This is a genomic window from Propioniciclava sp. LT432 (assembly GCF_059515965.1).
In genome coordinates, this window is sequence record NZ_JCAKNE010000042.1 from 1 (window position 1) to 23,528 (window position 23,528).

23 protein-coding genes are annotated in these 23,528 nt (G+C 69.0%); 10 read left to right on the top strand and 13 right to left on the bottom strand.

Annotated features, from left to right (window positions below):
* The first annotated feature begins 174 nt into the window (after nt 1-174).
* The 3 genes from istA to AC5YDV_RS17990 all read left to right on the top strand — a co-directional run bounded on the left by istA (nt 175) and on the right by AC5YDV_RS17990 (nt 3,827).
* On the top strand, nt 175-1,713 hold the full coding sequence (gene istA / locus AC5YDV_RS17980) for an IS21 family transposase (RefSeq protein WP_496181550.1): 1,539 nt from the start codon (nt 175-177) through the stop codon (nt 1,711-1,713).
* The gene (locus AC5YDV_RS17985; RefSeq protein WP_496181551.1) at nt 1,710-2,453 is read left to right on the top strand and encodes an ATP-binding protein; all 744 of its coding nucleotides are present in this window, start codon (nt 1,710-1,712) and stop codon (nt 2,451-2,453) included. The genes istA and AC5YDV_RS17985 overlap by 4 nt, the downstream gene beginning before the upstream one ends.
* A gap of 594 nt (nt 2,454-3,047) precedes the next feature.
* Nucleotides 3,048-3,827 (top strand): DUF5067 domain-containing protein, encoded by a 780-nt coding sequence (locus tag AC5YDV_RS17990; protein WP_496192549.1) that lies wholly within the window; start codon nt 3,048-3,050, stop codon nt 3,825-3,827.
* 34 nt (nt 3,828-3,861) lie between these two features.
* Here AC5YDV_RS17990 and AC5YDV_RS17995 read toward each other — a convergent pair whose 3' ends face one another.
* Nucleotides 3,862-4,368: a hypothetical protein gene (locus AC5YDV_RS17995; protein ID WP_496184911.1), complete on the bottom strand. Its 507-nt coding sequence runs from the start codon at nt 4,366-4,368 to the stop codon at nt 3,862-3,864.
* A gap of 46 nt (nt 4,369-4,414) precedes the next feature.
* Here AC5YDV_RS17995 and AC5YDV_RS18000 point away from each other — a divergent pair, with 46 nt between their 5' ends.
* Both AC5YDV_RS18000 and AC5YDV_RS18005 read left to right on the top strand, forming a co-directional pair.
* Nucleotides 4,415-5,002 carry a TetR/AcrR family transcriptional regulator gene (locus AC5YDV_RS18000; protein ID WP_496184912.1) on the top strand — a complete coding sequence of 196 codons (588 nt, stop codon included), beginning with the start codon at nt 4,415-4,417 and terminating at the stop codon, nt 5,000-5,002.
* A gap of 66 nt (nt 5,003-5,068) precedes the next feature.
* The gene (locus AC5YDV_RS18005) at nt 5,069-6,538 is read left to right on the top strand and encodes an HNH endonuclease signature motif containing protein (protein WP_496184913.1); all 1,470 of its coding nucleotides are present in this window, start codon (nt 5,069-5,071) and stop codon (nt 6,536-6,538) included.
* 107 nt (nt 6,539-6,645) lie between these two features.
* On the opposite strand, the gene rpiB is transcribed toward AC5YDV_RS18005, so the two are convergent.
* The 12 genes from rpiB to AC5YDV_RS18065 all read right to left on the bottom strand — a co-directional run bounded on the left by rpiB (nt 6,646) and on the right by AC5YDV_RS18065 (nt 18,258).
* On the bottom strand, nt 6,646-7,104 hold the full coding sequence (gene rpiB / locus AC5YDV_RS18010) for a ribose 5-phosphate isomerase B (protein ID WP_496184914.1): 459 nt from the start codon (nt 7,102-7,104) through the stop codon (nt 6,646-6,648).
* Between the two features lie 2 nt (nt 7,105-7,106).
* A complete protein-coding gene (locus AC5YDV_RS18015; RefSeq protein ID WP_496184915.1) occupies nt 7,107-8,585 on the bottom strand; it encodes a mannitol dehydrogenase family protein in 1,479 nt (492 codons plus the stop codon).
* Between the two features lie 15 nt (nt 8,586-8,600).
* Nucleotides 8,601-9,698 carry a sugar kinase gene (locus AC5YDV_RS18020; RefSeq protein ID WP_496184916.1) on the bottom strand — a complete coding sequence of 366 codons (1,098 nt, stop codon included), beginning with the start codon at nt 9,696-9,698 and terminating at the stop codon, nt 8,601-8,603.
* 3 nt (nt 9,699-9,701) lie between these two features.
* Nucleotides 9,702-10,343, bottom strand: coding sequence for a bifunctional 4-hydroxy-2-oxoglutarate aldolase/2-dehydro-3-deoxy-phosphogluconate aldolase (eda, locus tag AC5YDV_RS18025; RefSeq protein ID WP_496184917.1), 642 nt, complete (start codon nt 10,341-10,343; stop codon nt 9,702-9,704).
* A 32-nt stretch (nt 10,344-10,375) separates the two neighbouring features.
* Nucleotides 10,376-11,191: a 5-dehydro-4-deoxy-D-glucuronate isomerase gene (gene kduI / locus AC5YDV_RS18030; protein WP_496184918.1), complete on the bottom strand. Its 816-nt coding sequence runs from the start codon at nt 11,189-11,191 to the stop codon at nt 10,376-10,378.
* A 25-nt stretch (nt 11,192-11,216) separates the two neighbouring features.
* Nucleotides 11,217-12,110: an NAD(P)-dependent oxidoreductase gene (locus tag AC5YDV_RS18035; protein ID WP_496184919.1), complete on the bottom strand. Its 894-nt coding sequence runs from the start codon at nt 12,108-12,110 to the stop codon at nt 11,217-11,219.
* The gene (locus AC5YDV_RS18040; RefSeq protein ID WP_496184920.1) at nt 12,110-13,177 is read right to left on the bottom strand and encodes a D-2-hydroxyacid dehydrogenase; all 1,068 of its coding nucleotides are present in this window, start codon (nt 13,175-13,177) and stop codon (nt 12,110-12,112) included. The genes AC5YDV_RS18035 and AC5YDV_RS18040 overlap by 1 nt, the downstream gene beginning before the upstream one ends.
* Nucleotides 13,161-14,174, bottom strand: a complete 1,014-nt coding sequence (locus tag AC5YDV_RS18045) for an alcohol dehydrogenase catalytic domain-containing protein (protein WP_496184921.1) — start codon at nt 14,172-14,174, stop codon at nt 13,161-13,163. The genes AC5YDV_RS18040 and AC5YDV_RS18045 overlap by 17 nt, the downstream gene beginning before the upstream one ends.
* A gap of 40 nt (nt 14,175-14,214) precedes the next feature.
* Nucleotides 14,215-15,525 (bottom strand): TRAP transporter large permease, encoded by a 1,311-nt coding sequence (locus AC5YDV_RS18050; protein ID WP_496184922.1) that lies wholly within the window; start codon nt 15,523-15,525, stop codon nt 14,215-14,217.
* Nucleotides 15,525-16,058: a TRAP transporter small permease gene (locus AC5YDV_RS18055; protein ID WP_496184923.1), complete on the bottom strand. Its 534-nt coding sequence runs from the start codon at nt 16,056-16,058 to the stop codon at nt 15,525-15,527. The genes AC5YDV_RS18050 and AC5YDV_RS18055 overlap by 1 nt, the downstream gene beginning before the upstream one ends.
* Nucleotides 16,059-16,161: 103 nt before the next feature.
* Nucleotides 16,162-17,199, bottom strand: a complete 1,038-nt coding sequence (locus tag AC5YDV_RS18060) for a TRAP transporter substrate-binding protein (protein ID WP_496184924.1) — start codon at nt 17,197-17,199, stop codon at nt 16,162-16,164.
* A 57-nt stretch (nt 17,200-17,256) separates the two neighbouring features.
* Nucleotides 17,257-18,258 (bottom strand): C-terminal binding protein, encoded by a 1,002-nt coding sequence (locus AC5YDV_RS18065; RefSeq protein WP_496184925.1) that lies wholly within the window; start codon nt 18,256-18,258, stop codon nt 17,257-17,259.
* Between the two features lie 140 nt (nt 18,259-18,398).
* On the opposite strand from AC5YDV_RS18065, the gene AC5YDV_RS18070 reads away from it, so the two are divergent.
* From AC5YDV_RS18070 to AC5YDV_RS18090, 5 genes are all read left to right on the top strand, one after another.
* Nucleotides 18,399-19,142 (top strand): FadR/GntR family transcriptional regulator, encoded by a 744-nt coding sequence (locus AC5YDV_RS18070; RefSeq protein ID WP_496184926.1) that lies wholly within the window; start codon nt 18,399-18,401, stop codon nt 19,140-19,142.
* A gap of 126 nt (nt 19,143-19,268) precedes the next feature.
* Nucleotides 19,269-21,044: a bifunctional metallophosphatase/5'-nucleotidase gene (locus AC5YDV_RS18075; RefSeq protein ID WP_496184927.1), complete on the top strand. Its 1,776-nt coding sequence runs from the start codon at nt 19,269-19,271 to the stop codon at nt 21,042-21,044.
* Between the two features lie 118 nt (nt 21,045-21,162).
* Nucleotides 21,163-21,984, top strand: a complete 822-nt coding sequence (locus AC5YDV_RS18080; RefSeq protein WP_496184928.1) for a hypothetical protein — start codon at nt 21,163-21,165, stop codon at nt 21,982-21,984.
* An 84-nt stretch (nt 21,985-22,068) separates the two neighbouring features.
* On the top strand, nt 22,069-22,740 hold the full coding sequence (locus tag AC5YDV_RS18085) for a hypothetical protein (protein WP_496184929.1): 672 nt from the start codon (nt 22,069-22,071) through the stop codon (nt 22,738-22,740).
* Nucleotides 22,741-22,878: 138 nt separating this feature from the next.
* A partial coding sequence (locus AC5YDV_RS18090; protein ID WP_496192405.1) for a DUF222 domain-containing protein occupies nt 22,879-23,528 on the top strand: 650 nt, incomplete at its 3' end.

The following is a 23,528-nucleotide window of genomic DNA, read 5'->3' on the forward strand; positions in this document are numbered from 1 at the left end:
TGCATATTGCGCTCGGTGAGGGCCGGTGTTCCGTTGTGGGGTGAGCCAGTGGTCCGGTGGGCGGTGAGCCACGGCGACGGGGCGCGGTGGACCGTGGCGGCGCTCGGGTTTTCGTGTGGGACGTTCGTCGCGCCGTGCCGTTGGGGTACGGCGTGACGAGAGGAAGTCGCCTTCATGGTCGACTACAAACAGATCCTTCGGCTGCGAGCTGAGGGGGTCAGTCAGCGTGGGATCGCGGACGTGTTGGGGTGTTCCCGTAACACGGTGGCGGCGGTGTTCACTGCGGCGGACTCGGCGGGGGTCGGGTTCGAGCAGGTGACGGACCTCGGGGCTGACGAGGTCCGCCGGCTGTTGCTGCCCGAACCGGCCAAGCCGGACTCGGACCGGGCCACACCAGACTTCGAGCACGTGCACCGGGAGCTGGGACGGCCGTCGGTGACGCTGCTGGTGTTGTGGAACGAGTACGTGGCCAACTGCCGCGCCACCGGCGAGGTGCCCTACCAGTACTCGTTCTTCAACGAACAGTACCGGCGGTGGGCGAAGGCCACCGGCGCGTCGATGCGGATCCAGCGCAACCCGGGCGAGTCGATCGAGGTCGACTGGGCCGGGGACCCGATGGCCTACGCCGACCCGCTGACCGGCGAACCACGACAGGGGTGGGTGTTCGTGGCCGCACTGTCGTATTCGGCCTACACGTATGTGGAGGCGTTCCCGGACATGACGCTCGGGTCGTGGATCGACGCGCACGTGCACGCCCTGGAGGATTTCGGGGGTGCTGCCCGGCTCCTGGTGCCGGACAACCTGCGGACCGGGGTGTCCCGGTCGGACCGCTACGAGCCGGCGTTGAACCCCGCCTATGCCCGGTTGGCCGAGCATTACGGCACCGCGGTCATCCCGGCCAGGGTGAAACGTCCCCGCGACAAGGCAGTGGTCGAAGGGAGCGTCCGGTTCGTCGCGGGGCAGGTCGCGGCGGTGCTCCGCAATCGGCAGTTCGTCGGGTTGGCCGAGTTGAACGAGGCCATCTTCGCCGAAGTCGCTGCCATCAACGCGCGTCCGTTCCAGAAGCGGGAGGACTCCCGGCAGATCGTGTTCGAACGCGACGAGAAGCCACTGTTGCAACCGCTGCCGCCGGTCCGGTTCGAGTTGGCCGAGCTCCGCAAGGCCAAGGTCGGCCCGAACTACCACGTCCAGGTCGACAAGAACTTCTACTCCGTCCCTTCCCGGTTGATCGGCCAATCCCTGGATGTGCGCCTCACCACGAGCATCGTGGAGGTCTTCGACGGGATCGAGCGGGTCGCGTCCCACCCCCGCTTCCAAGGGGTGTCGGGCCGGTATGCGACCCTGCCGGCCCACATGCCCGCCACCCACCGCAGCCGACTGGTCGACTGGACGCCGGAACGATTCGAGCAGTGGGCCGCCACGGTGGGCCCGAACACCCAAGCGGCGATCGGGGCGATCCTGGCGTCCCGCCAGATCGTCGAGCAGTCCTACCGGTCCTGTCTGGGGGTGATGTCGCTGGCCACCAAGCCCGGCGGCATGGCCCGCCTGGAGGACACCTGCACGCGGGCGTTGGCGGCCACCCCCGCCCCCTCCTACACGCTCATCAAGAAGCTGTGGACCGGCTGGACCCCACCCACCCAAGCCCCGCCGGCCCCCTCCCTGGGCGACGCCGGCTATGTCCGCGGCAGCGACTACTACGGGAGCCGAGCATGATCGATGTGGAAACCCTCACCCGCTTGAAGACGATGCGATTGTCCGGGATGGCCGAGTACTTCGAGAACCTCGCCGACACCACGACCGCCGCCACCCTGACCGGTCCAGAGTTGGTCAAACAGGCCGTCGACTGGGAATACGAGAGACGCCGCGACAGCAAGCTGCACCGGCTCCGCCGCCAAGCCTGCCTCGCCCAACCCGCCGCCGACCTGACCGACCTGAAAGCCATGCCCGGCCGCAGCATGGACCTCGAGCTGATCCACCGGCTCGCGGTCGGCGCCTACCTGGTCAAGCACCAAGACGTCATCCTGCAAGGACCCACCGGCGCGGGGAAGACCTACGTCGCCTGCGCGCTGGGGAACAAGGCCTGCCAGCAGTACCGCAAGGTGCTCTACCTGCCCGCCGGGGAACTGTTCGACCGGATCACCATCGCCGAACGGACCGGGGACAAGAAGCGCTGCCTCGACACCCTGGTCAACGTCGAGTTGTTGATCATCGATGACTGGTTCCTCACCCCGCCCACCCGGGTCCAGGTCCAGCAGTTGCACACCCTGATCGACCGACGACACAAGACCGCCTCCACGATCTACTGCTCCCAGCTACCACCGGGCCAGTGGCACGACCGGATGGAAGAGAAGATCCTCGCCGACGCCATCGTCGACCGGATCACCACCAACGCGCACGCCACCGTCCTGGACTGTGACGACTCCCTGCGCAAACACTTCACTCACCTGCAGTAACCACAGCGCTGGGGCGGCCCAAGCGGCCGCCCCAGCACCATGGCAACCCATCCCGTCGACGTGGCCCACCGATCCCCGGAACACTGGCTCACCCCCCAGCGGAACACCGGCCCTCAGCAAGCGCAATATCCAGCCGAAAGGCAACAGCACTTGCACCACTCCCCCGCCGGGCCTTGACCGTCCTCACACCCGACGCTGACACTCGACCCAACAATTGGTCTGGCAGGAGGCGGACGCCATGGCAGGCAACCAGTCGACGGACTCCCGTGCTCGGCGCGTTCGTACTGTGGAGCGGACGGTGATGCCCGTCGAGCTTGGTGACGACGGGGCCGACCAATGCCCAACGACCAGCGCCGGGCCGCGGCGTTGAGCTGGCCAGGGGCAGTACCAGAGGACGAGCAGTGTCTTGCCGCGCTAGGTTCGCAGGACCCTCTCATCGCCGATCGGAGCCCCGTGAAAACCCGCCCTCTCGCCTCCCTCATCGCCATTCTGCTTCTGCTTGCCGGCTGCTCGGCACCGACCCAACAAGCCACCACCACCGCTCCGGCAACCCCGGCCGGCGCTGCCACCACAGAGCCTGCCAAGCCCTTGAGCTTGAACGGCTCCTGGAAGCAGTCCAACTCGCAGGCCAAGGACGCGTGGCAGACTGCCGTCATCCAGAGCGACACCATCGAAGTGTTCTTCATCACCGATTCGGGCGATGCCAAGACGCTCTACTGGTCCGGCACTTTCGCCGCCCCCACCTCACCGGAAGACGCGCACAAGTGGGAGTCGAAGAACGATCGTTCGAAGACTGACAAGTCCATCCTCGGCGCCCAGTCCGACACCAAGGAGTTCAGCTATTCACGAGGGGAGCTGAGCTGGGATGTGACCATGATGGGAACCACCGTGACCGTGCGGGCGAATCGGACCGGTGACGCACCGGCAGCTTCCAGCTCTGTCACGCCGAGCGACGCCGCTCCCGCCTCAACCTTCGCCGACGGCGTCCTGACGACTCCCGACATGCGCATCGAGATCACCGACCACAAGGTCGTCCCGGTCGGCAAGAAGGGCAACGACTACGGCACCAAGCCGGTCCTGGCGTTCTGGTTCGACATCACGAACCTGGGTGACAAGGACATCACGCCCCTCGACGCCGTCATGGCCTTCACTGCGTATCAGGACAACAACCCCAACGCGGAGAACGAGTTGGAGGTGGCATCGGCGCCCGACGATTCCCTCCTGGACAGCCAGATGGAGAAGATCAAGAAGGGCGGCACCGTCAAGGGCGCCATCGCCTACGAGTTGGACGATGAGACCACTCCCGTCGACCTCGTCGCCACCACGAACTTCGGATCGACCGAGATCGGCCGCACCAGCTACCCGATCAAGTAGCCCACGCTGAGGGCCTGGGACAGCCCACAGGTCGCTATCCCAGGCCCCTCCGCCGCACGAACCCCACGATGGCCACCCACAACCCGATCGGCCACAGCACCCACGGGATGTAGTGGGCCAGCATGAACGCCCGCTTCCAGCCGGCCTCGACCTGGAGGATCGGGTTCGAGATCCCCTGCATCGTGAACGTCACCAACTGCCAAGCGGTGTAGCCGATGATGAGCGACAACACGAGGGCGCCGATCGAGGCCACCGCGACGACGAGTCGTGGCGGGATGCGGCGTCCGGCCAGGCCCGGCACCCAGCTCGGCCACACCTCACCCCACGGCCGCACCAGAGCCAGCGGCAGGATCGAGGTGATCACTTCCACCACGATCAACACTCCGACATAGGTGAGCGGCCCCGGCGAGCGGAATTCCGCCGCCAGCGACCACCCCGCCCCCCACGCGAGCATGTGCAGGCGCCAGATCACCGGCAGGAGTCCGCCGATGACGGACGCCCACGCGGCCACGACGGCCCATCGCTGCGGCGGTTTTAACATCGTGGTTCTAAAACCCATGCTCTAAAACTAGATTTAGGCTGGTCGCATGGCAAGACCCGCGCGCTTCTCCCCCGACGACGTCATGGACGCCGCGGCGTCCGCCGTCGCCACCCACGGCCGCGGCGCCACCCTGACCCAGGTCTCCGAAGCGCTCGGCGGGCCGACGGGGTCGATCTACCACCGGTTCGCCTCCCGCGACGAGCTCATGGCGTCGCTGTGGATCCGGTCGATCCGTCGCTTCCACGTCGGCCTCCTCGCGGCCTACGCCCTGCCCGACCCCCGCGAGGCGCTGCTGGCCGCGACGCGGCACATTCCCCGCTGGTGCCGCGACCACCCGGTCGAGGCGCTGAGCATGACCCTCCATCGGCAGCCCGTACTCGCGGCGTCCGGCCCGGCCTCGCTCCGCGAGGACGTCCGCCACATCAACGACGAGGTGGACGACGCCCTGCACGCGCTCGTTTCGGCCCGGTTCCGGAAGGATGACGACGACGGTTTCCGGCTGTTGATGGTGGCCACGCGGATGAGTCCCTACGGGCTCGTCCGCCCATTCGTGGGCGGCGAGGTGCCGGAGTGGCTCGACGACGTGTGTGTCGCGGCCGCGACGGGCATCCTGGCGCTGGGCGATCGGCCCTGACTGGGGTTGTTCACAATTTTTCGTACGCGTGTTCCTTTTGTCAGTGGGGCGTCGTAGCGTTGTGCCATGAGCAGTTCACCCCCGCTGTTGAGCACCGACGAGGTGCTCGCGCGCGTTCGTGAACTCCTCGACTCGGTCGACCACGGGCGCCGCAAGCGGCTCGACGCCGAGGCGCGCCTCGCGCTCGTGTCGGACGCCGTGGCCATCGGACGGCAGGTGGAGGCGCTGCGTGCGGTGCTGATCGCCGAGGCCGATCGCGCGAAGGCGGCTGAGGTGGCGCGGGGCACGAGCATCCAGTCGATGCTCGCGAGTTCCGCGCAGGTGACCGCCGGCGAGGCCACGGGGTGGGTGTTCGCGGGCAAGGACGTGAACGCACGCCCGGGCGTCCGGGCCGCCACGCTGTCCGGCGAGGTGAGCGTCAAGCAGGCTCGGTCGATCGAGAAGGTGATGGGTACCCTGCCCAGCACGTTGTCGGACGGGCAGCGTGAGCGGGCCGAGCACTTCCTGCTCGAGAAGGCGCAGTCGATGGACGCCAAGGGCTTGGCCGGCCAGGCCGCAGCCGTGCTGGAGGAGGTCGCCCCTGAGGTCGACGCGGTCGAGGAGGAGATGTCCCGCCTCGAGATCGAGCGCAAGCAGGCGTGGGCCGCCCGCTCGTTCACGATCACGCCCGACGGGGCCGGCAGCATGATCATCCGCGGGCAGCTGCCGATCTTGGAGGGCGAGGCCCTCAAACGACTCGTCGACAGCTACTCGACCACGAACCGGCACGCCCTCGAAGCCGCGAGCCCTGTCGGCGGGGCCGACCGAGGCGCGGCGGAGCAGCGCACCTTTGAGCAGCGCGGAGCGGAAGGCTTGATCGCCCTGGTCAATGCGCACCTCGTCGAAGGCGGCGGCGGCGCTCGTTCGGGTTCTCGTACCGGGGGTCCGACGGTCATCGTCACCATGAGCCTGGACCTCCTGCACGCCCAGCAGGAGCAGGCGGGCACGCTGTCGAGCGGTGAGCAGGTCTCCCCGGGCGAACTGCGGCGGTTGCTGTGCGACTGCGAGGTCATCCCAGCCGTGCTCGGTTCAGCGAGCGAGCCACTCGACGTCGGGCGCTCCGAGCGGCTCGTGAACCGTCGGCTCCGCCGGGCGTTGGAGCTCCGCGACGGCGGATGCGTCTTCCCGGGATGCGAGGCGGGCGTGGCGGTGTGTGAGGCGCACCACATCATTCCGTGGTACCTCGGCGGCGAGACGAACATGTCGAACCTGGTCCTGCTGTGCCCGCACCACCACGGCACCGTCGAGCCGCTGCGGTTCTGGCCGTCGAACTCCAGGCCCCGCCGGTGGCAGGTCAGCATGGGCGACGACGGCCACGCGGACTTCCTCCCACCCCGGCTGGCCGGCCAACCCGAGCCTCCGCCGCCGGTCCGCCACCAACGGATCCTCGCCAAGGTCGAGCGCGGCGCGCGCACCACGGAGCGCCCCCACGGGGCCGCAAGCGCCGCCGAGGTATCGCGTCGGCCGAACCCACTGCGGGTGGTGCGTCGGCAGTGAGGGAACGCCTCTCACCTGACGGGGAGCACCCCTCCGCGATGAGCAACCGGTCGCCGACCGGGCCACTGTCGACCCCCGCAGGCTGGGCCACTGCCGCGCCGCTGGGGTCAGTCCGTCCCGTACTCCTCGTCCTCGATCCCCTTGATGATGTTGAACCGATCGGCGTAGATCCCGCCCTTGAACTCGGCACCCAGGAAGGCGTCGGTGATGGCGAACGCCATCTCGGGAGCGACCACGAACGCGCCGAAGGCGATGATCTGGGTGCCGTTGTGCTCGCGCGTGTGGCGGGCGGTGAACGGCTCCGAACAGACGGCGGCGCGGATGCCCCGCACCTTGTTCGCGGAGATGGAGATGCCGATGCCGGTGCCGCAGATCAGGACGCCCCGGTCCACCTTCTCGTCCCGGATCAGGTGGGCGACCTGCTTGGCGTAGTGGGCCGAGTACTCGGCCTCACCGGTGCCGTCCCACCCGACGTCGACCACTTCGTGGCCGCTCTCCTGCAGGTGGGCGACGACCTTGTCCTTCAGCCCGTGCCCGGATGAGTCACACCCGATGGCGATCTTCACGACTACTCCCCCTTCAGTGCGCGGTCGGCGGCGGCGCGGACGCCGTCGCTCACGATGGTCTCGGCGAGCTGGACGACCCGCGTCACGAACTCCTCGTGCGCGACCAGGTCGTTCGGCAGGAACCCGCCGCCCAGGATGGCCCGCACGTGCGTGCTGACGTCGGTCGCGCCGGCGGTGGCCGCGCGGAGCGCCTCGATCTTCGGCTCGATCATCGCGTCGGCCACGGGGCCGGGCTCGAAACCGGCCGGCGGGCACACACAGCAGATCCACGCGGCCACGGTCAGGGCCAACTGCTCGGGCATCCGGCCCTTCTCCAACAGCTCGACGGCCGGGATGGGAACGCGCTGAACCAGCTTGGTGGAGCCGTCCGAGCCCACGCGTGCCGTCTTGTCGCCCAGCACGGTGTTGTTCCATCGGGCGAACAGTTGCTCGATGTAGTGGTCGGGGTCGAAGCCCGACGGCAGGTCGATGCTGGGCAGGTACTCGTCGACCAGTGCCGTCCGGACGCACTGCTCGATGAAGTCCTGTCGACGCGAGTCCGGGATCGTCTCTTGGCGGTCCAAGCCGCCGAGGTAGGCGATGAGCGAGTGCCCGCCGTTGAGCAGGCGGAGCTTCACCAGCTCGTACTTCTCGACCTCGTCGCTGAAGATCGCACCCGCCGCCTCCCAGCGCGGGCGTCCGGCCGCGAACTTGTCCTCGATCACCCACATGGTGAACAGCTCGGCCGGCACCGGGCAGGCGTCCTCGACGCCGAGCACCCGAGCGGCCACCTCGCGCGTCGAGTCCGTGGGAGCCGGGACGATCCGGTCCACCATCGCGTTGGGGAACGTGACCGACGTGGCCAGCCACTCCATGACCTCCGGCGCAGCGCCGGCCGCCTCGAGGAACTGGGTCAGCATCGCGTGGGTCGTGTGGCCGGCCGACAGCATGTTGTCGCACGACAGCACGGTGATCGGGGCAGGGTTCTCGGCGTGACGGCGGATCAGCCCGTAGGCGATCTGCCCCAGCGGCGACTTCGGGTTCGCCCCACCGTCGGCGAGGTCGGCGGCGATGGCGGGCGAGGTCGTGTCGAGCCGTCCGGTACGCGAGTCGAGGTGGTAACCGGCCTCGGAGATCGTCAGCGTCAGGATCTTGTGGTGCGGGTCCGCGATCGCGGCCAACACCTCCGGGCCGTCCTCGGCGGCGACGAGCGTGCGCCGGTGGACGTCCACGACGCCGACCTCCTCGGCGCCGGGGTCGAGGGTGACCACGCTGTAGCGGTGGTCCTGGGCCTCCATGGCGTCCGTCACGCGCCGCGAACGGTTCGCGATGCCGACGATCCCCCAGTCGCCGGGCTCCTCGGCCAGCGCGATCGCGGTGTAGACCGCGGCGTGCGCCCGGTGGAAGTTGCCCAGGCCGAAGTGGACGATGCCCGTCTGCGCCGGTGCGCTCGCCCCGATCTGGTGGCCGGTGATGTCGGTGGTGCTGTTCAGTCGAGTCATGGCTCGGTGTGCTTCCTAACGGTCGACGCGGGCGGAACCGCCGCCCGCGAGCTTGAGGACTTCGGCCTTGGTGGCCATGGACGTGTCACCCGGCGTGGTCATCGCCAGCGCGCCATGCGCGGCGCCGTACTCGACCGCGGTCTGCAACGGCTGGCCGTCCAGCAGCCCGAAGATCAGGCCGGACGCGAAGGAGTCGCCACCGCCCACGCGGTCGAGGATCTCCAGCTCGCGGAACGTCGAGGTCACCACCCCGGTCTCCCGCGACCACGCCAGGGCACCCCAGCCGTTGCGCGAGGCCGAGTGGACCGTCCGCATCGTGTTCCCGATCACCTGGAAATTCGGGTACTCCGCCGCCGCCCGCTCGATCATGCGGGCGAAGCTGTCGGTCTCCAGGTCCGTGAGGCTATCGTCGACGCCCTCGACCTCGAGGCCCAGGCACGCCGTGAAGTCCTCCTCGTTGCCGATCATCACGTCGATGTAGGGGGCGATCGCCTTGTTGACCTCCTGGGCCTTCGCGTGGCCGCCGATCGCGTTCCACAGGCTGGGCCGATAATTCAGGTCGTAGGACACCACCGTGCCGTGCGCCTTGGCCGCCTTCACGACGTCGATCACCGTCTGCGCCGACGTCTCCGACAGCGCCGCGTAGATGCCGCCAGTGTGCAGCCAGCGCACGCCCAGCTCGCCGAACAGCCGGTCCAGGTCGAAGTCGGACGCCTGCGCCTGGCTGGCCGCGGTGTGCCCCCGGTCGGACACCCCCACCGCGCCACGCACGCCGAAGCCCCGCTCGGTGAAGTTCAGCCCGTTGCGGACCGTCCGGCCGATCCCGTCCGACTTCACCCAGTGCACGAACCGGGTGTCGACGCCACCGGCGAGCATGAAGTTCTCGACCAGCCGACCCACCTCGTTGTCGACGAGCCCGGTCAACACGGCCCCGCGCAGGCCGAAGCACGCGCGCAGGCCCCGGGTGACGTTGTACTCACCACCGCCCTCCCAGGCGGCGAAGGACCGCGCCGTGCGGATCCGGCCCTCACCGGGATCCAGGCGAAGCATCACCTCACCCAGCGACACCGCATCGAAGGCGCACTCCTCCACCGGACGCAACGCGACAGACATGACTCAGGCCTCCTCGATCGAACGGACGAGCGCGACCGCCGCGCGCGTGAGCTTCTCCAGCGCGGCGTAGTCGCGGGCCGCCAGCAGGTCACGCGGACACATCCACGAACCCCCGACCGCCGCGACACTGCCGACCGCCAGGTAATCAGCCAAGTTCTTCGGCCCCACCCCGCCGGTGGGCACGAAGCGGACATCGTGGAACGGCGCCGCCAACGCCTTGATGGCCGCCACCCCGCCCGAGGTCTCGGCGGGGAAGAACTTCACGGTGTCCAGCCCCAGCTCCACCGCCGCCTGCACCTCGGTCGCGGTCACCGCACCCGGCAGGACCGGCACCCCCAACTCCCTGCACCGCTCCACCACCGGCGCGGACAAGCCCGGCGACACGATGTAGCCGGCACCCGCCTCCACGGCTTGGTCGACCTGCGCCGGCGTCCGGACAGTGCCCGCCCCCACCAACAACCCGCCGTGGGCCGCCATGGCCTTGATCGCGTCCCGCGCCGCCGGCGTCCGGAACGTCACCTCCGCCACCGGGAGGCCACCGGCCACCAGCGCCTCCGCCAGTCCTGGCGCGGAGTCCGCATCATCGATCACCACCACCGGCACCAGCCGGTGCTCGAACAACGCTGCCAAGGGCGTCATCGTCAAACCTCTCTCGTCCGTCGTCTCGTTCGCACCGGTCAGCGCAGGTCGGTGACCGGCTTGTGGTCCATGTCGTCGAAGTCCTGGTTCTCGCCGGCCATCGCCCACACGAAGGCGTACGCGCGGGTGCCCACACCGGAGTGGATCGACCAGCTCGGCGAGATGACGCCCTGCTCGTTGGCCACCACCAGGTGCCGGGTCTCGTCCGGGTGCCCCATCAGGTGGATGACCCGGGCGTCGTCGGCGACGTCGAAGTAGAGGTAGGCCTCCATGCGCCGGTCGTGGGTGTGGGCGGGCATGGTGTTCCACATGCTGCCCTCGTGCAGGACCGTCACGCCCATCGAGATCTGGCAGCTGCGGATGCCGTCGGGGTGGATGTACCGGTTCAGCGTGCGGCGGTTGGACGTCGCCTGGTCACCCAGCTCCCGGATGTCGCTCTCGCCGGGGTTCACGCCCGTGGTGGGGAACTCGGCGTGCGCGGGCGCGGAGAACAGGTAGAACCGGCCCGGCGCGGCGAAGGTGACCTCGCGCGCACCGCGTCCGACGTAGAGGCATCCCTTGTTCCGGACGGCGTGCTCGGTGCCGTCCACGGTCACGACGGCGTCCGGGCCGACGTTCACGATGCCGAGCTCGCGGCGGTCGAGGAAGTGCTCGGCGCGCAGTTCGGCCGGCACCGGCAGGGCCAGCGGCTCGGCCTCGGGGACCGCACCTCCGATGATCACCCGGTCCTGGTGGCTGTAGACCAGCTTCACCTCGCCGGGCACGAACAGGTCCTCGATCAGGAAGCGCTCGCGCAGTTCGCTCGTGCCCATCATCGCGACGTGCTCGGGGGCGGTGGCGTAGCGGTTCTCCATGGTGTCTCCTTCGTGAGGTGGGACGTCAGTCCCGGGACTGGTCGATGTGGCGCTGCATGGCGGCGATGTCCAAGTCGCCCAGGCCGGCAGCGTTCAGGTCTTCGTAGAGCGTGCGCAGGAAGGTCGTCACCGGCATCGGCGTGTGCTTGGCCTCGCCCGCCTCGTGGGCGAAGCGCAGGTCCTTGGCCATGAACTTCGCCGGCCCGGACACCGTGTAGTCGAAATGGGTGAACTTCTCCCGCTTCTGGTCGAGCACGGCCGAGGCCGCCAGGCCGCGCGACAGCACGTCGAACAGGGTGGTCAGGTCGATGCCGGCGTCGCGGGCCAGCAGGGATGCCTCGGCGAGGGCCGCCACCTCGGCGGCCACGATCAACTGGTTGCAGGCCTTGGTCACCTGGCCCGCGCCCAGCGAGCCCAGGTGGGTCGGCGTCCCGCAGGCGGACAGCACCGGCCACACCTTCGCGACCTCGGCGTCCGCCCCGCCGACCATGATCGACAAGGTGCCATCCACGGCCTTGAGCTCCCCACCGCTGACGGGGGCGTCGACCACGGCGACGCGGCCCGCCGATCCGGCTGCCGCACTGCCGGCGAAGGCACGGAGTGCGGCCGGGGAGACGGTCGAGGAGACGACGAGCGTGAGGTCACCGGACACACCGGCCCACAGCCCGTCGGCCCCGACGACCAAGGCCTCCAACTGCGGCAGGTCCGGAAGCATGGAGATCACGACATCGCTGGACGCCGCCACCTGCGCCGGGGTGTCCACCGCGGTGATCCCGTCGGCCACCAGTGCGGCCGCCACCTCCGGACGCCGTGCCCACACCGTCACCGGGAACCCGGCCCGGGCGATGTTGGCGGCCATCGGGCCGCCCATGATGCCCGGGCCCAGGAGCCCGACCCGGAGTGTCGATGGCGTGGTCATCAGTAGAACTCCACGGTGTTCACGGCGTTGACCAGCGGTTCCCCATCCAGCAGGCGTCGGGCGTTCTCGGCGAACATCTCCGCGATCGCCCGGTCCTCGCCCGCGTTCAGGGCGGCCGTGTGCGGTGCGATCACGACGTTGTCGAACCCCCACAGGGGACTCTCGGACGCCAGCGGTTCCACTGCCGTCACATCCAGGGCGGCGAACCCCACCTGGCCGGTCTCGAGCCGGCTGATCAGCGCGTCCTCGTCCAGGGACGAACCCCGGCCGACGTTGGCGACGATGACGCCCCGAGCCGCGGCGTCCAGTGCCTCGGCACCCACGAGGCCCTCGGTGGTCGCCGTGCCCGGCAGGGCCAGGACGATGGCGTCCGCGCCGCGGCACGCCTCGACCAGCTGCTCGGTGGTGTACAGCTCGTCCACGTCCACCTCCTTGATCGACCTGTTGACGCCGACCACGTGGGCACCCAGCGCCTTGAACCGGCTCGCGATGCCCTGGCCGATGGACCCGAGGCCGACCACGACGACGGTCATCTCGTACACCTGCCGCATAGCCCAACGGGTCGGCCAAGCGCGTTCGGCCTTGAGTGCCTGCAGCCGGGGGAGGTCCTTCGCGCCGGCCAGCACGCCGAACACGGCGAACTCGGCCAAGGGGCCTGAGTGCGGCCCCGCGGAGGTGCTCCAGGCGATGCGGTCGAGGTCGTCCTGGGCCAGTCCGGCGGCCTTGACCTGTCCCCCACCCCCGGCGGCCATGGTGTGGACCCACCGCAACCGCGGGTTGGCCGCCACCGTCCGGGCGAGCGCCCGGGGGTTGGTGTCCGGGATGCCGTACAGGGCGTCCGCGCTGTCGACGAGGGCGTCGAAGGCGGCCTGCTGGTCCGGCGTCCGGGTGAAGGTGGGATCACCCTCGTGGTCGCCCGGCCACCGCATCGGCGGCAGCAGGTCCTGGTCGACGACGAGCTCGATCCGCGGCTCGCGCTCCACCAGCAGGTCACACAGCTCGGGGACCAAGGGGGTGGCGACCACCACCCGCAGCTTCGCGTCCGTCACGTCACTGCTCCCAGACATCGATGAGGACCTTGCCGGACGCGTCGGAGTCCTTGGCGACGGCGAACGCCTCGACAGCCCGGTCTGCGTCGATGACGTGGCTGATCACGACCTCCACGTCCGGGGAGGCGGCCAGCAGCGCGACCGCCTCGTCGATCTCGTCGTCGAAGCGGAAGCAGCCGCGCCACTGGAGCTCCTTGGAGACCAGCCCGGCCAGCACGAGCTCCATCGGCCGGTTCGGGAACATCCCGACCTGGGCGAGGATGCCGCGCGGCTTCAGGGCGTCGATGCAGGCCGCGATCGAGGATCGCGCGGCCGAGCACTCCATGGCCACGTCGAACTCGCCCGACGGCAGCGGGGAGTCGCCCACCTGGTGGGTCTCGGCGAAGCCCATGGCGTTCGCCCGGGCCAGGGGACCGCCGAGGACGTCCGACACCGCGACCCGGGCGGCCCCGCGGGCGCGGGCGGCGAAGGCGACGAGCAACCCGATCGGGCCGGCACCGGACACGGCGACCGACCGGCCGGTGAGGTCGCCCGCGATCGTGCAGGCGTGCAGGGCGACCGCCAGCGGCTCGGCGAGCGCGGCGCGCTTGAGGTCCAGCTCGGGGGGGAGAACGCGGACCATGTCCCGGCCGACCAGGAGGAACTCCTGCAGGCCGCCCTGGGTGTGCGGCCACGTGGACGCGCTGCCCAGGTAGGAGCCGCCCGGGCGCAGGTGGCGCAGGTTCTCCATGCCGGGCATGTCCGGGCCGAAGGTCGCCGGGTGCACCGTGACGGGGGTTCCCGGGGCCCACTCACCCCGCGGGTCCAGGTCGACGACCCCGGACAGCTCGTGTCCCGGGACCAGCGGCTCCTTGACGACGAACGCGCCGTTGGCGCCCTCGAAGTAGTAGTGCAGGTCGGAACCGCAGATGCCCATGTAGCGGACGCGGATGCGGACTTGGTCGGCCGAGGGCTCCGGGGCCACGGACTCCTCGACGGAGGCGTCCTCCTTGCCCCGGATGGCGAAGGACTTCATGGAAGCCCCTTTCTGTGTTTGGAGGGAGGCCACGGACGGGTCAGCGGATCAGGCCGAACTGCCGCGGTAGCCAGAGCGAGAGCTCGGGCACGAACTGGACGACGAGCAACGTCGCGATCAGGGCGAAGAAGAAGGGGAGCAGCGGCATGATGACGTCCTCCACCTTCTTGCCGGCGACGCGGGCACCGACGAACAGCACCGGCGCCGATGGTGGAGAGATCACCGCGATGCACATGTTGAAGACCATCATGATTCCCAGGTGCACCGGGTGGATGTCGAAGTACTGCGTCGCGATGGGCAGGAAGATCGGCGTGAAGATCAGGATCGCCGGCGTCGCATCCAGCGGGATGCCGATGACGAGCAGGATCACCATCATGATCAGCAGGAACACGATCTTGGAATCGGTGACCGACACCATCCACTCGCCGATGAGCCGCGGGATGCGCGAATAGGTCATGACGTAGCTCATGATCGAGCTCAGGGCGATGAGGAAGATGACCACGGACGAGGTGCGCGTGGCGTTCAGCAGGATCTTCGGGAAGTCGCGGACGCCGATCGTCCGGTAGGCCAGCGACAGGACCACCGAGTAGACGACCGCGATCGCCGCACCCTCGGTCGGGGTGAAGAACCCGCCGACGATGCCACCGATGACGACGACGATCAGCCCCAGGCTGGGCGTTGCACGCCACAGCGCGACGAGGGCCTCCTTGGGCTTGGGCCAGTGGGAGCCGCGCAGCTCGGGGCGCTTGCGGGCGTACAGCCAGACGATCAGCATGCAGGTGAACATCCACAGCACCCCGGGGATGTAGCCCGCCAGGAACAAGGCACCGACCGACACCTGGGAGACCAGGCCGTAGACGATCAGCACGTTCGACGGCGGGATCAGCATGCCGGAGGGGGCCGAGGCGACGTTGGTGGCCGCGGCGAAGTTCATGTCGTAGCCGTCGCGGCGCTGCGCGGGGGCCATGACCGCACCCACGGCGGACGCGCCGGCGAGGGCCGATCCGGAGATGGAGCCGAACATGGCGTTCGCCAGGACGTTGGTCTGCGCCAGGGCGCCGGGCATCTTGCCCGTGAGGGCCCGGGCGAGGTCGATGAGCCTGCCGGCGATGCCGCCCTGGTTCATGATCGTTCCCGCCAGGACGAAGAAGGGGATGGCGAGCAGCGGGAAGGAGTCGATGCCGTTGTAGATCTTCTGCGCCGCGGTGTAGAGGCCGCGCTCGCTGCCCATCAGGATCACGGCGCAGATGGCGGAGGGGAGGCCGATCGAGACCGACACCGACACGCCGATGGCCATGAGGCCGAACATGCCGATGACCAGGATCAAGCCGACCAGGAGAGGTTCGCTCATCAGATGGACTCCTCACTCAGCTTGGAGATGTCGACGTCGTCGTCGTCGACGACCTCGACCGGGTTCACGATGGTCTGGATGATGTGGAGGATCGAGTAGAGGACGATGATGACGCCGCTGATGGTGACCGCGAGGAACAGCGCACCCGCCGACACCGGCAGCAGTTGCACCACGTCGTCCCAGCCGGCTGCCACCACGCGCATGCCGCCGTACACCATGACCCAGCCGGCGAAGAAGCCGACGATGGCGTGGGCGAGGACCTCGACGGACTTCACGACGCCCGCGGGGAGCTTGCGCACGAGGAAGTCGATGGCGACGTCGTCCTTCTCACCGATCACGTAGGCGGCGCCGATCAGGCCCTGCCAGATGAACACGGTGCGCGCCGCGACCTCGGTCCACGGATCCCCGGACTGCAGGACCAGACGCACGAAGACCTGCCAGACGACCAGTCCGACCAGGACGGCGAAGAGGATGATGCAGAACCAGCGGAGGAAGGCGTCCAAGCCCTTCTTGAATGCCGCGAGATAGCGCATGAGGGTTCCTTTCGACCCGTGGCAAGGGGACGGTGCCGGCCGTGCTGGCCGGCACCGGCACCGATGGGGCGCCTACCCGATGGGGCGACGACCCCGGCTTCCCTTACTTGGCGGGGTGGGCGGCGTTGGCCTTCTGGACGGCGTCGAAGAGGGCCTGGCGGACCGGGTTGTTGATGGACTGCTTGACCAGCGACTGGACGTTGGCCTTGAAGGCGGCGGTGTCGACGTCGGTGACGAACTCGGCACCGGCGGCCTCGGAGCGCTCCTTGGACTCGTCGACGAACTCGACGAAGCCCTCGTTGGCCTCCTGGACGGTCTCCGGGATGAGGTCGAGCAGGATCTTGCGATCCGCCTCGGGCATCGCGTTGAGCGACTGGGTGCTCATGAGCAGGTAGTCCGGGATCATGAGGTGCTTGGTGTAGGAGTAGAACTTGGCGACCTCGTCGTGCTTGAGGGCGTTGAACACGGTCTCGTTGTTCTCGGCGCCGTCCAGCACGCCGCTCTGCAGCGCGGTGTAGACCTCGCCCTGGCCCATCGGGGAGGCGACGCCGCCCATCTGGTTGATCATCGCCACCTGCGAGTCGGACTGCTGGACACGGATCTTCATGCCGGCGAGGTCCTCGGGCGAGCGGACGGCCTTGGTGCCGTACACGTTGCGGACGCCGGAGTACAGCGCCGACAGGACCGTGATCTGCTTGTCGCCCTCGATCGACTTCTTGAGGTCACCCATGACGGCCTCGTCGGTGAACACCGCCTGCTGGGCCTCAAGGCTGTCGAACATGTACGGCAGGTTGAAGACGATGAAGTCCTGGTTGAACGACTCCATGACCGGGCCGCCGATGTACATCATGTCGACGGAGCCGTCCGAGACGTTGTTGACGACGTCGCTCTGGGTGCCGAGGGTCTCGTTGGGGTAGACCTCGATCGTGTAGCGGCCGTCCGTGGCGTCCTTGAGCTTCTTGCCCAGGTTCTCCGCGGCCTTGAACTGCGGGTGCTGGTCGGTCTGGTTGAAGGCCAGCCGGAAGGTGGTGGTCTTCTGGGCGGGCTCTGCCCCGGGCTGCGCGGCGCCGCCGCCGCAGGCCGAGAGGGCAACAGCGGTGATTCCGGCGATCAGTGCCGCACCGATGCGCTTGGCTTTCATGGTCACTCCTTTTGCTTCGTTGCAGGGACTCTTCGGCGAGCCCCGGGTCGGGTCCTGCTACTCGCTCGCGTGCCCGGATGACACGCGGCTGGCTTGGTGGGGGACGTCCAGCGCTGCGCTGTTGACGACGTTCCTGGGCTCGGCACCGGTCAGGATGCGAGCCACGTTCTCGACGGTTCGGCGCTTCAACTCGCCGTAGCTCTCCTCGCTGTACCAGGCCATGTGCGGGGTGACGGTGACCTGGGGGAACGACAACAACTCGTGCTGGCGCGGCAGTGGCTCCACCTCGGTGACGTCCAGTGCCGCGGAGCGGATCGTGCCGGCGCGCAGCGCGTCCACGAGCGCCTCGGTGTCGACCACGCTGCCACGGGCCGTGTTGACCAGGACCGCGTCGGGACGCATCAGGGCGAACTCGTCGGCCCCGATGAGGTGCCGCGTGACGTCGGTGAGGGGGACGTGGATGGACACCACCGAGCTGCGCCGGAGCAGTTCCTCCAGGCCGACGCACGGGTAGCGGCCGCCCGACATTCCCGGACCCAAGGGGTCGTGGTACAGGACCTCGAAGCCCAGTCCGGCGGCCTTGTCGGCCGTCGCACGCCCGATGCGGCCCAGCCCGATGACGCCGAAGGTACGGCCGCGCACCAAGTGCATGGGTCGCACCGATGGGAAGTCGAAGTCGCCCGCGCGTACCGCCCGATCCAGTCGGGCGACCTCGCGCACGGAACTGAGGGCCAGCGCGATGGCGTGGTCGGACACCGCCTCGGTGCCGTAGTCGGGGACGTTGCAGACCACGACCCCGCGCTCGGTCGCCGCAGTCAGGTCGATGGTGTCGACGCCGACCCCGTAGCGCCCCACGGCGCGGACGGTGGGCAGTGCGTCGAGGACAGTGCCGTCGATGTGGGCGTACTGGACCACCAGGCCGTCAGCGCCCTGGGCGTTGGCGATCAGCTCCTCGGTGGAGCGCGATTGGCAGACCACCAGCTCGACTCCGGCCGCCGCAGCTGCAGCGAACTCCTCCTCGAACGCGTCGTGGTCGCACTCCGTGATGACGATCCTCAAGGCCAACCTCCTCCCGCTTCGTTGCGAACTCCGAGCATCGTGGCACAAAGGTGCTACCTTTCACAAGAAGATCGAACCGAAAGATGCGATCTTTCTATCGGGACTACGATGAGGCATGCGCATGCCCCCAGGAGATTGAGATGCCGGCACCCGTGTTGCACCAGGCAGTCGTTGAGCAGATCGGCCAGGCCATCGTCAACGGAGAACTGGCGACCGGGACGGCCGTCATCCTCGACGACGTGATGCAGCGGACGCAGTCGTCCCGCACCGTCGCCCGCGAGGCCGTCCGGGTCCTGGAAACGCTGGGAATGGTCGCCATGAAACGGCGCATCGGCAACGTGGTGCTACCGCGGTCGAACTGGCGGGTCAGCGACCCCCGGGTCATCCGGTGGCGGCTGAGCGGGGTGCACCGCACCGAGGAACTCGACCAGTTGATGCAGCTGCGCTCCGGGATCGAACCGATCGCCGCTCGGCTCAGTGCGTGCTCGGCACCGAACGACGTGGGTCCCAGGATGACGGAGTTGGCCGAGGCGATGACCCGGTTGGGGCTGCAGGGGCAGGGCACATCCGAAGAGTTCCTCGCCGCCGACCTCGAGTTCCACCGCCTGCTGGTCACCTCGAGCGGCAACGACCACATCATGGCGTTCTCCGACACCCTGGCCGTCATCCTGGTCGAGCGGAACCGACTCGGGTTGCTCGGCGACTTCCCCGATCCCCGCTCCATGGCGGCCCACCGGGCGCTGGGAGAGGCGATCACCGCACGGTCGTCCGTAGCCGCCGAGGCGGCCACCCGCGCCATGGTCGACATCGTCCATGCCGAAGTGCTCGCCCCGCCGCCGCCTCAGGGCACGGCCTCCGAGGAGCCGGCGCTCCTGTCGGGTTGATCGCGACAGTCGGGCCCACGGCGTCCGTCCCCAAGTGAGCGCAACTGTTCACTTGGACCACACCGGGTCGTCACGCGCCTGCACGATAGTCGGCACCGTCCGGTTCGACGATCACGAAGGATCCCCATGCGCATCACGAAGGTATGGGCGACGACCGCAATTGCGGCGCTCGCCCTGACCGCCGCGGCGACACCCGCCCACGCGGCCCCGAACCTCCGCTCGGAGCAGACCGCTCAGATCACCCTGCTGTCCACCACGGACACGCACGGCAACGTCCTCAACTGGGACTACTTCAAGAACGCGCCCTACACCGGCAACGAGGTCGGCGTCGCGCAGGCCGGCACGGTCATCGAGCGCATCCGCGCCGAGGAGGGCGCCGACTCCGTGGTCGTCGTCGACAACGGCGACACCATCCAGGGGACGCCGCTGTCGTACTACTACGCCAAGCAGGAGCCCATCACCGCGACCGGGCTCGACCACCCGATGGCGCTGGCGTTCAACACCGTCGGCTACGACGCGGTGAACATCGGCAACCACGAGTTCAACTACGACCTGCCGATGCTCGGCGCCCACGAGGACGACCTCGACATGCCGCTGCTGGCCGCCAACGTCGTGGACGCCACCACCGGCGAGCCGCTGCACACGCCCTTCACCATCGTCGAGCGCAAGCCCGCGGCCAACAAGCCGGTCAAGATCGGCATCCTCGGCCTGACCACCCCGGGCTCCATGATCTGGGACAAGGCCTACCTCGACGGCAAGGTCTACATCGAGGACATGGTCGAGGCCGCCCAGAAGTGGGTGCCGCAGGTCAAGGCCGCCGGCGCGGACATCGTCGTCGTCCTGTCGCACTCCGGCAAGGCGGGCACGCAGTCGGTCGCCGCGGGCGCCGAGAACGCCTCGGACCTCATCGCCAAGAAGGTCGCCGGTATCGACGCCGTCGTCATGGGCCACAGCCACCAACTGGTCACGCACGAGCAGGTCACCAACGAGGTGTCTGGCGAGCCGGTCGCGCTCGTCCAGCCGCGCTACTGGGCATCGTCGGTGAACGAGCTCACCTTTGACATCAAGAAGGTCAAGGGCCAGTGGGACGTCGTCGACACCGAAGGCACCAACCACCCGGTCGCCGGTGAGACCCCGCTGCCCGCGCTCGCGAAGGCCATCGCCCCGTACCACACCAAGGCCGTCGACTACGTCAACCAGGTCATCGCGACCTCCGTCCAGGAGCTGCCGGCGGCCGAGTCGCGCTACAAGGACACCGCGATCATCGACTACATCCAGATGGTGCAGACCGAGACGGTCTCCAAGGCGCTGGCCGGGACGCAGTACGCGGACCTGCCTGTCGTCTCGATCGCCGCCCCCTTCAGCCGGACGGCCATCTTCCCCCAGGGTGACGTCACGATCCGCGACATGGCCGGCCTGTACATCTACGACAACACCCTGCACGCGTCGACCCTGACCGGCGCCCAGCTGGACGACTACCTCGAGTTCTCGGCCGGCTACTTCGCGCGGGTCACGGACGGGTCCTTCGACCCGGCGGAGGACACCAACGCCGTCCAGCCCAACGGCCGCACCCAGCCGGACTACAACTACGACATCGCCTCCGGCGTGAACTACACGATCGACCTCACCCAGGCGGTCGGCCAGCGCGTCACCATCACCACCAACGCGGACGGCTCTACGTTCGACCCCGACCAGACCTACGTGGTCGCGGTCAACAACTACCGCCGCTCGGGTGGCGGCAGCTTCCCGCACATCGCGTCCGCTCCGCTGGTCTACGACCAGGGCCAGGAGATCCGCCAGCTGCTGATCGACTGGGCCGTCGAGCACCAGGTCATCGACCCGGCCGACTTCTTCGTCGAGAACTGGCACCTCACCCTCGGCTCGGACGTGGTGTTCCCGTGAGCCTGATCGGCTGACAGCGAATCGGGTCGGCGGCTCCCCTCGGGGGGCCGCCGATGCGTTTTGCTCCGCCGCAGCGACCCATGGTGGCGGCGTCCCGTCTGGCACTACGCTCCCGAGCATGAGCTCGCCCCCAGACTCAGCGCCCCCACGCCCGCGGCGTGTGACGGTGGCGCGCGTGCTGGCCTGGGTGTTCGCGCTGGCGGCGGCCGTGCTGATGATGGGCCTCATCGACCTCGGTACGGTCTTGGGGTTGTCGAACCCGGCGTACGTGTGGGAGGTCCCCCTCGAGGCCAGTTGGGGAGCCCTGTTCACCTTCGCCATCGCAGCGTCGTTCGCCTGGATCGGGCGGGTCCCCGAGCGCCCGTGGCCCGCCCTGGTGCTCCTCGGCCTGGCAGTGGTCGCGCTGGCCATCGGCGGCTTGGCCCTCCCGGACACCCCCACGCTCCGCGTCTCCGCCGGTCTCGCCGCCGCCACCGTGCTGATCCACCTCCTGCTCCGTCCGCGGCGGCCGAGCCCACTGCGACGACCCACCCACTGGCTCCGGATGCTCGTGATCGCCGCCGGGGTCGTCGTGTGGGCGGCCTACGCGTCGACCAGCTACACGGACGCCCTGACCAGTTCCGTGCTTTCCATCACCGCCGGGGTCGATCACTGGCCGGTCCAGGTGGCCCTCGGACTCACCCTCGTCGCCGCCTGCGTCCTTTCCGCGGGCCGGTCGCAGGGCCCGGTGCTGTGGCAGGCGGCTTTCATCCTGACGTCCGCGTTCATCTCCTACGGCTCGTTGGCCTACCCGGATCGCGCCGGTGCGAGCCCGACGTGGCTGGCTTGGTCCATCGGGGTCTGGGGAGCGGCTGTCCTGGTGCTCCGACTGGTGGAGAGGCGGCACGGTCACGGCGCTCGCCGCGGGCCCTCGGCAGAGCGGCTGCCCTCGGCGGGCTGAGCGAATGAGGACTGAGCGAACGAAGCTGAGCGAACGAAGCTGGACCAAGGACGGTTGAGCTACGACGTGGGAAGGGTGACCCTCATGACTGACCACCGGGACTGGCGCGGACTCCTGGCGTGCGGCGGGTGGTCGGCGTTGGCGTCCGTGGCGTTGATCGTCGTGCAGGTCGTGGTGTTCGCGATCTGGCCGCCCGTGCACACCGTCGGCGAGGTCTTCGCGCTCATGGCGGAGGCCCCCGTCCTCGGACTGCTGTCACTCGACGCCCTCTACGTCGTCAACAACGTCCTCGTCTGGTTGTTCTACCTCGGTCTGGCCGCAGCGCTGTGGCCGGCGTCGCGTTCTGCTGTTGCCCTGGTGGTGGGGGTCGGCACGCTCCAGATGGCGGCCTACTTCGCATCGAACCCAGCGGTGGAGATGCTCGTCCTGGGCCGGGAACACGCGAGTGCCGATCCGTCCAGGCAGGCCACGCTGGAGGCCGCCGGTGAGGCCCTCCTCGCGAGTTGGAAGGGCACCGCCTTCCTCACGTACTACTGGCTCGGCGCGATCGTGCTCTTCATCCTCGCCTGGGTGCTACGCCGGTCGAGCGCCTTCTCGCCCGCCACTGCTTGGTGGGCGCTGGCGTCCGGTGTGCTCATGCTTGTCCCGTCACCGTTCGGCACCGTAGGGATGGTGTTCGCGTTGGCGTCCCTCCTGCCTTGGAGCGTGCTGTGCCTTCTGGCCGGACGCCGCCTGCTGCGGTTGGCGGTGCAGTAGCGCTGCTGCCTTGCTCGGCGCGCTTTGCCTGTGGATGGCGAAGGGTTCATCCCCAGGTGCTGGAGGGGTGGCGGTGGTTGTCCACAGGGCCGCCTGATGGGTGCTCGAATGTGTGTTCGAATGCCTAGGGTGGTGGACATGAGCACTCCCAGCCCCACCCCGCGGCTCGTCGCCACCAGCGACGCGCTCGCCCAGGTGCGCGCGCTGCTGGGTGCCGTCGACCACGACGCCCGCCAACGCTTGGACGCCGACGCCCGCTTCCAGCTGGCCGAACAGGTCGTCGCGGTGGGCCGCCAACTGGACGCCCTCCGCGCCGTCCTGGTCGCCGAAGCCGACCAGGCCCGAACCCGCGGGCCACGCGGCACCAGCACCACCGACCTGTTGGCAATGACCGCCCAAGTCACCGCGTCGGAAGCGGCCGGTTGGCTGTTCGCCGGCAAGGACATCAGCGGACGCCCCGGCGTCAAGGCGGCCGCCCTCGCCGGGGAAGTCTCCGTACGCCAAGCCCGCTCCATCGACCAAGTCCTCGGCAACCTGCCCGCCACCCTCGGCGACGAACGCCGCGACCAGGCCGAACAGCTGCTGCTGGAACGCGCCCAACGCATGGACGCCAAGGAGCTCGCCAAGCAGTCGCGGTCGGTGTTGGCCGAGGTGGCTCCCGAGGTCGACGGGGTCGAGGACGAGCTGTCCCGCCTCGACGTCCAGCGCAAACAAGCCGTCGCGGCACGCTCGTTGAGCATGATCCCCGACGGTCAGGGCTCCATCCTCCTGAGGGGCCAACTGCCGGT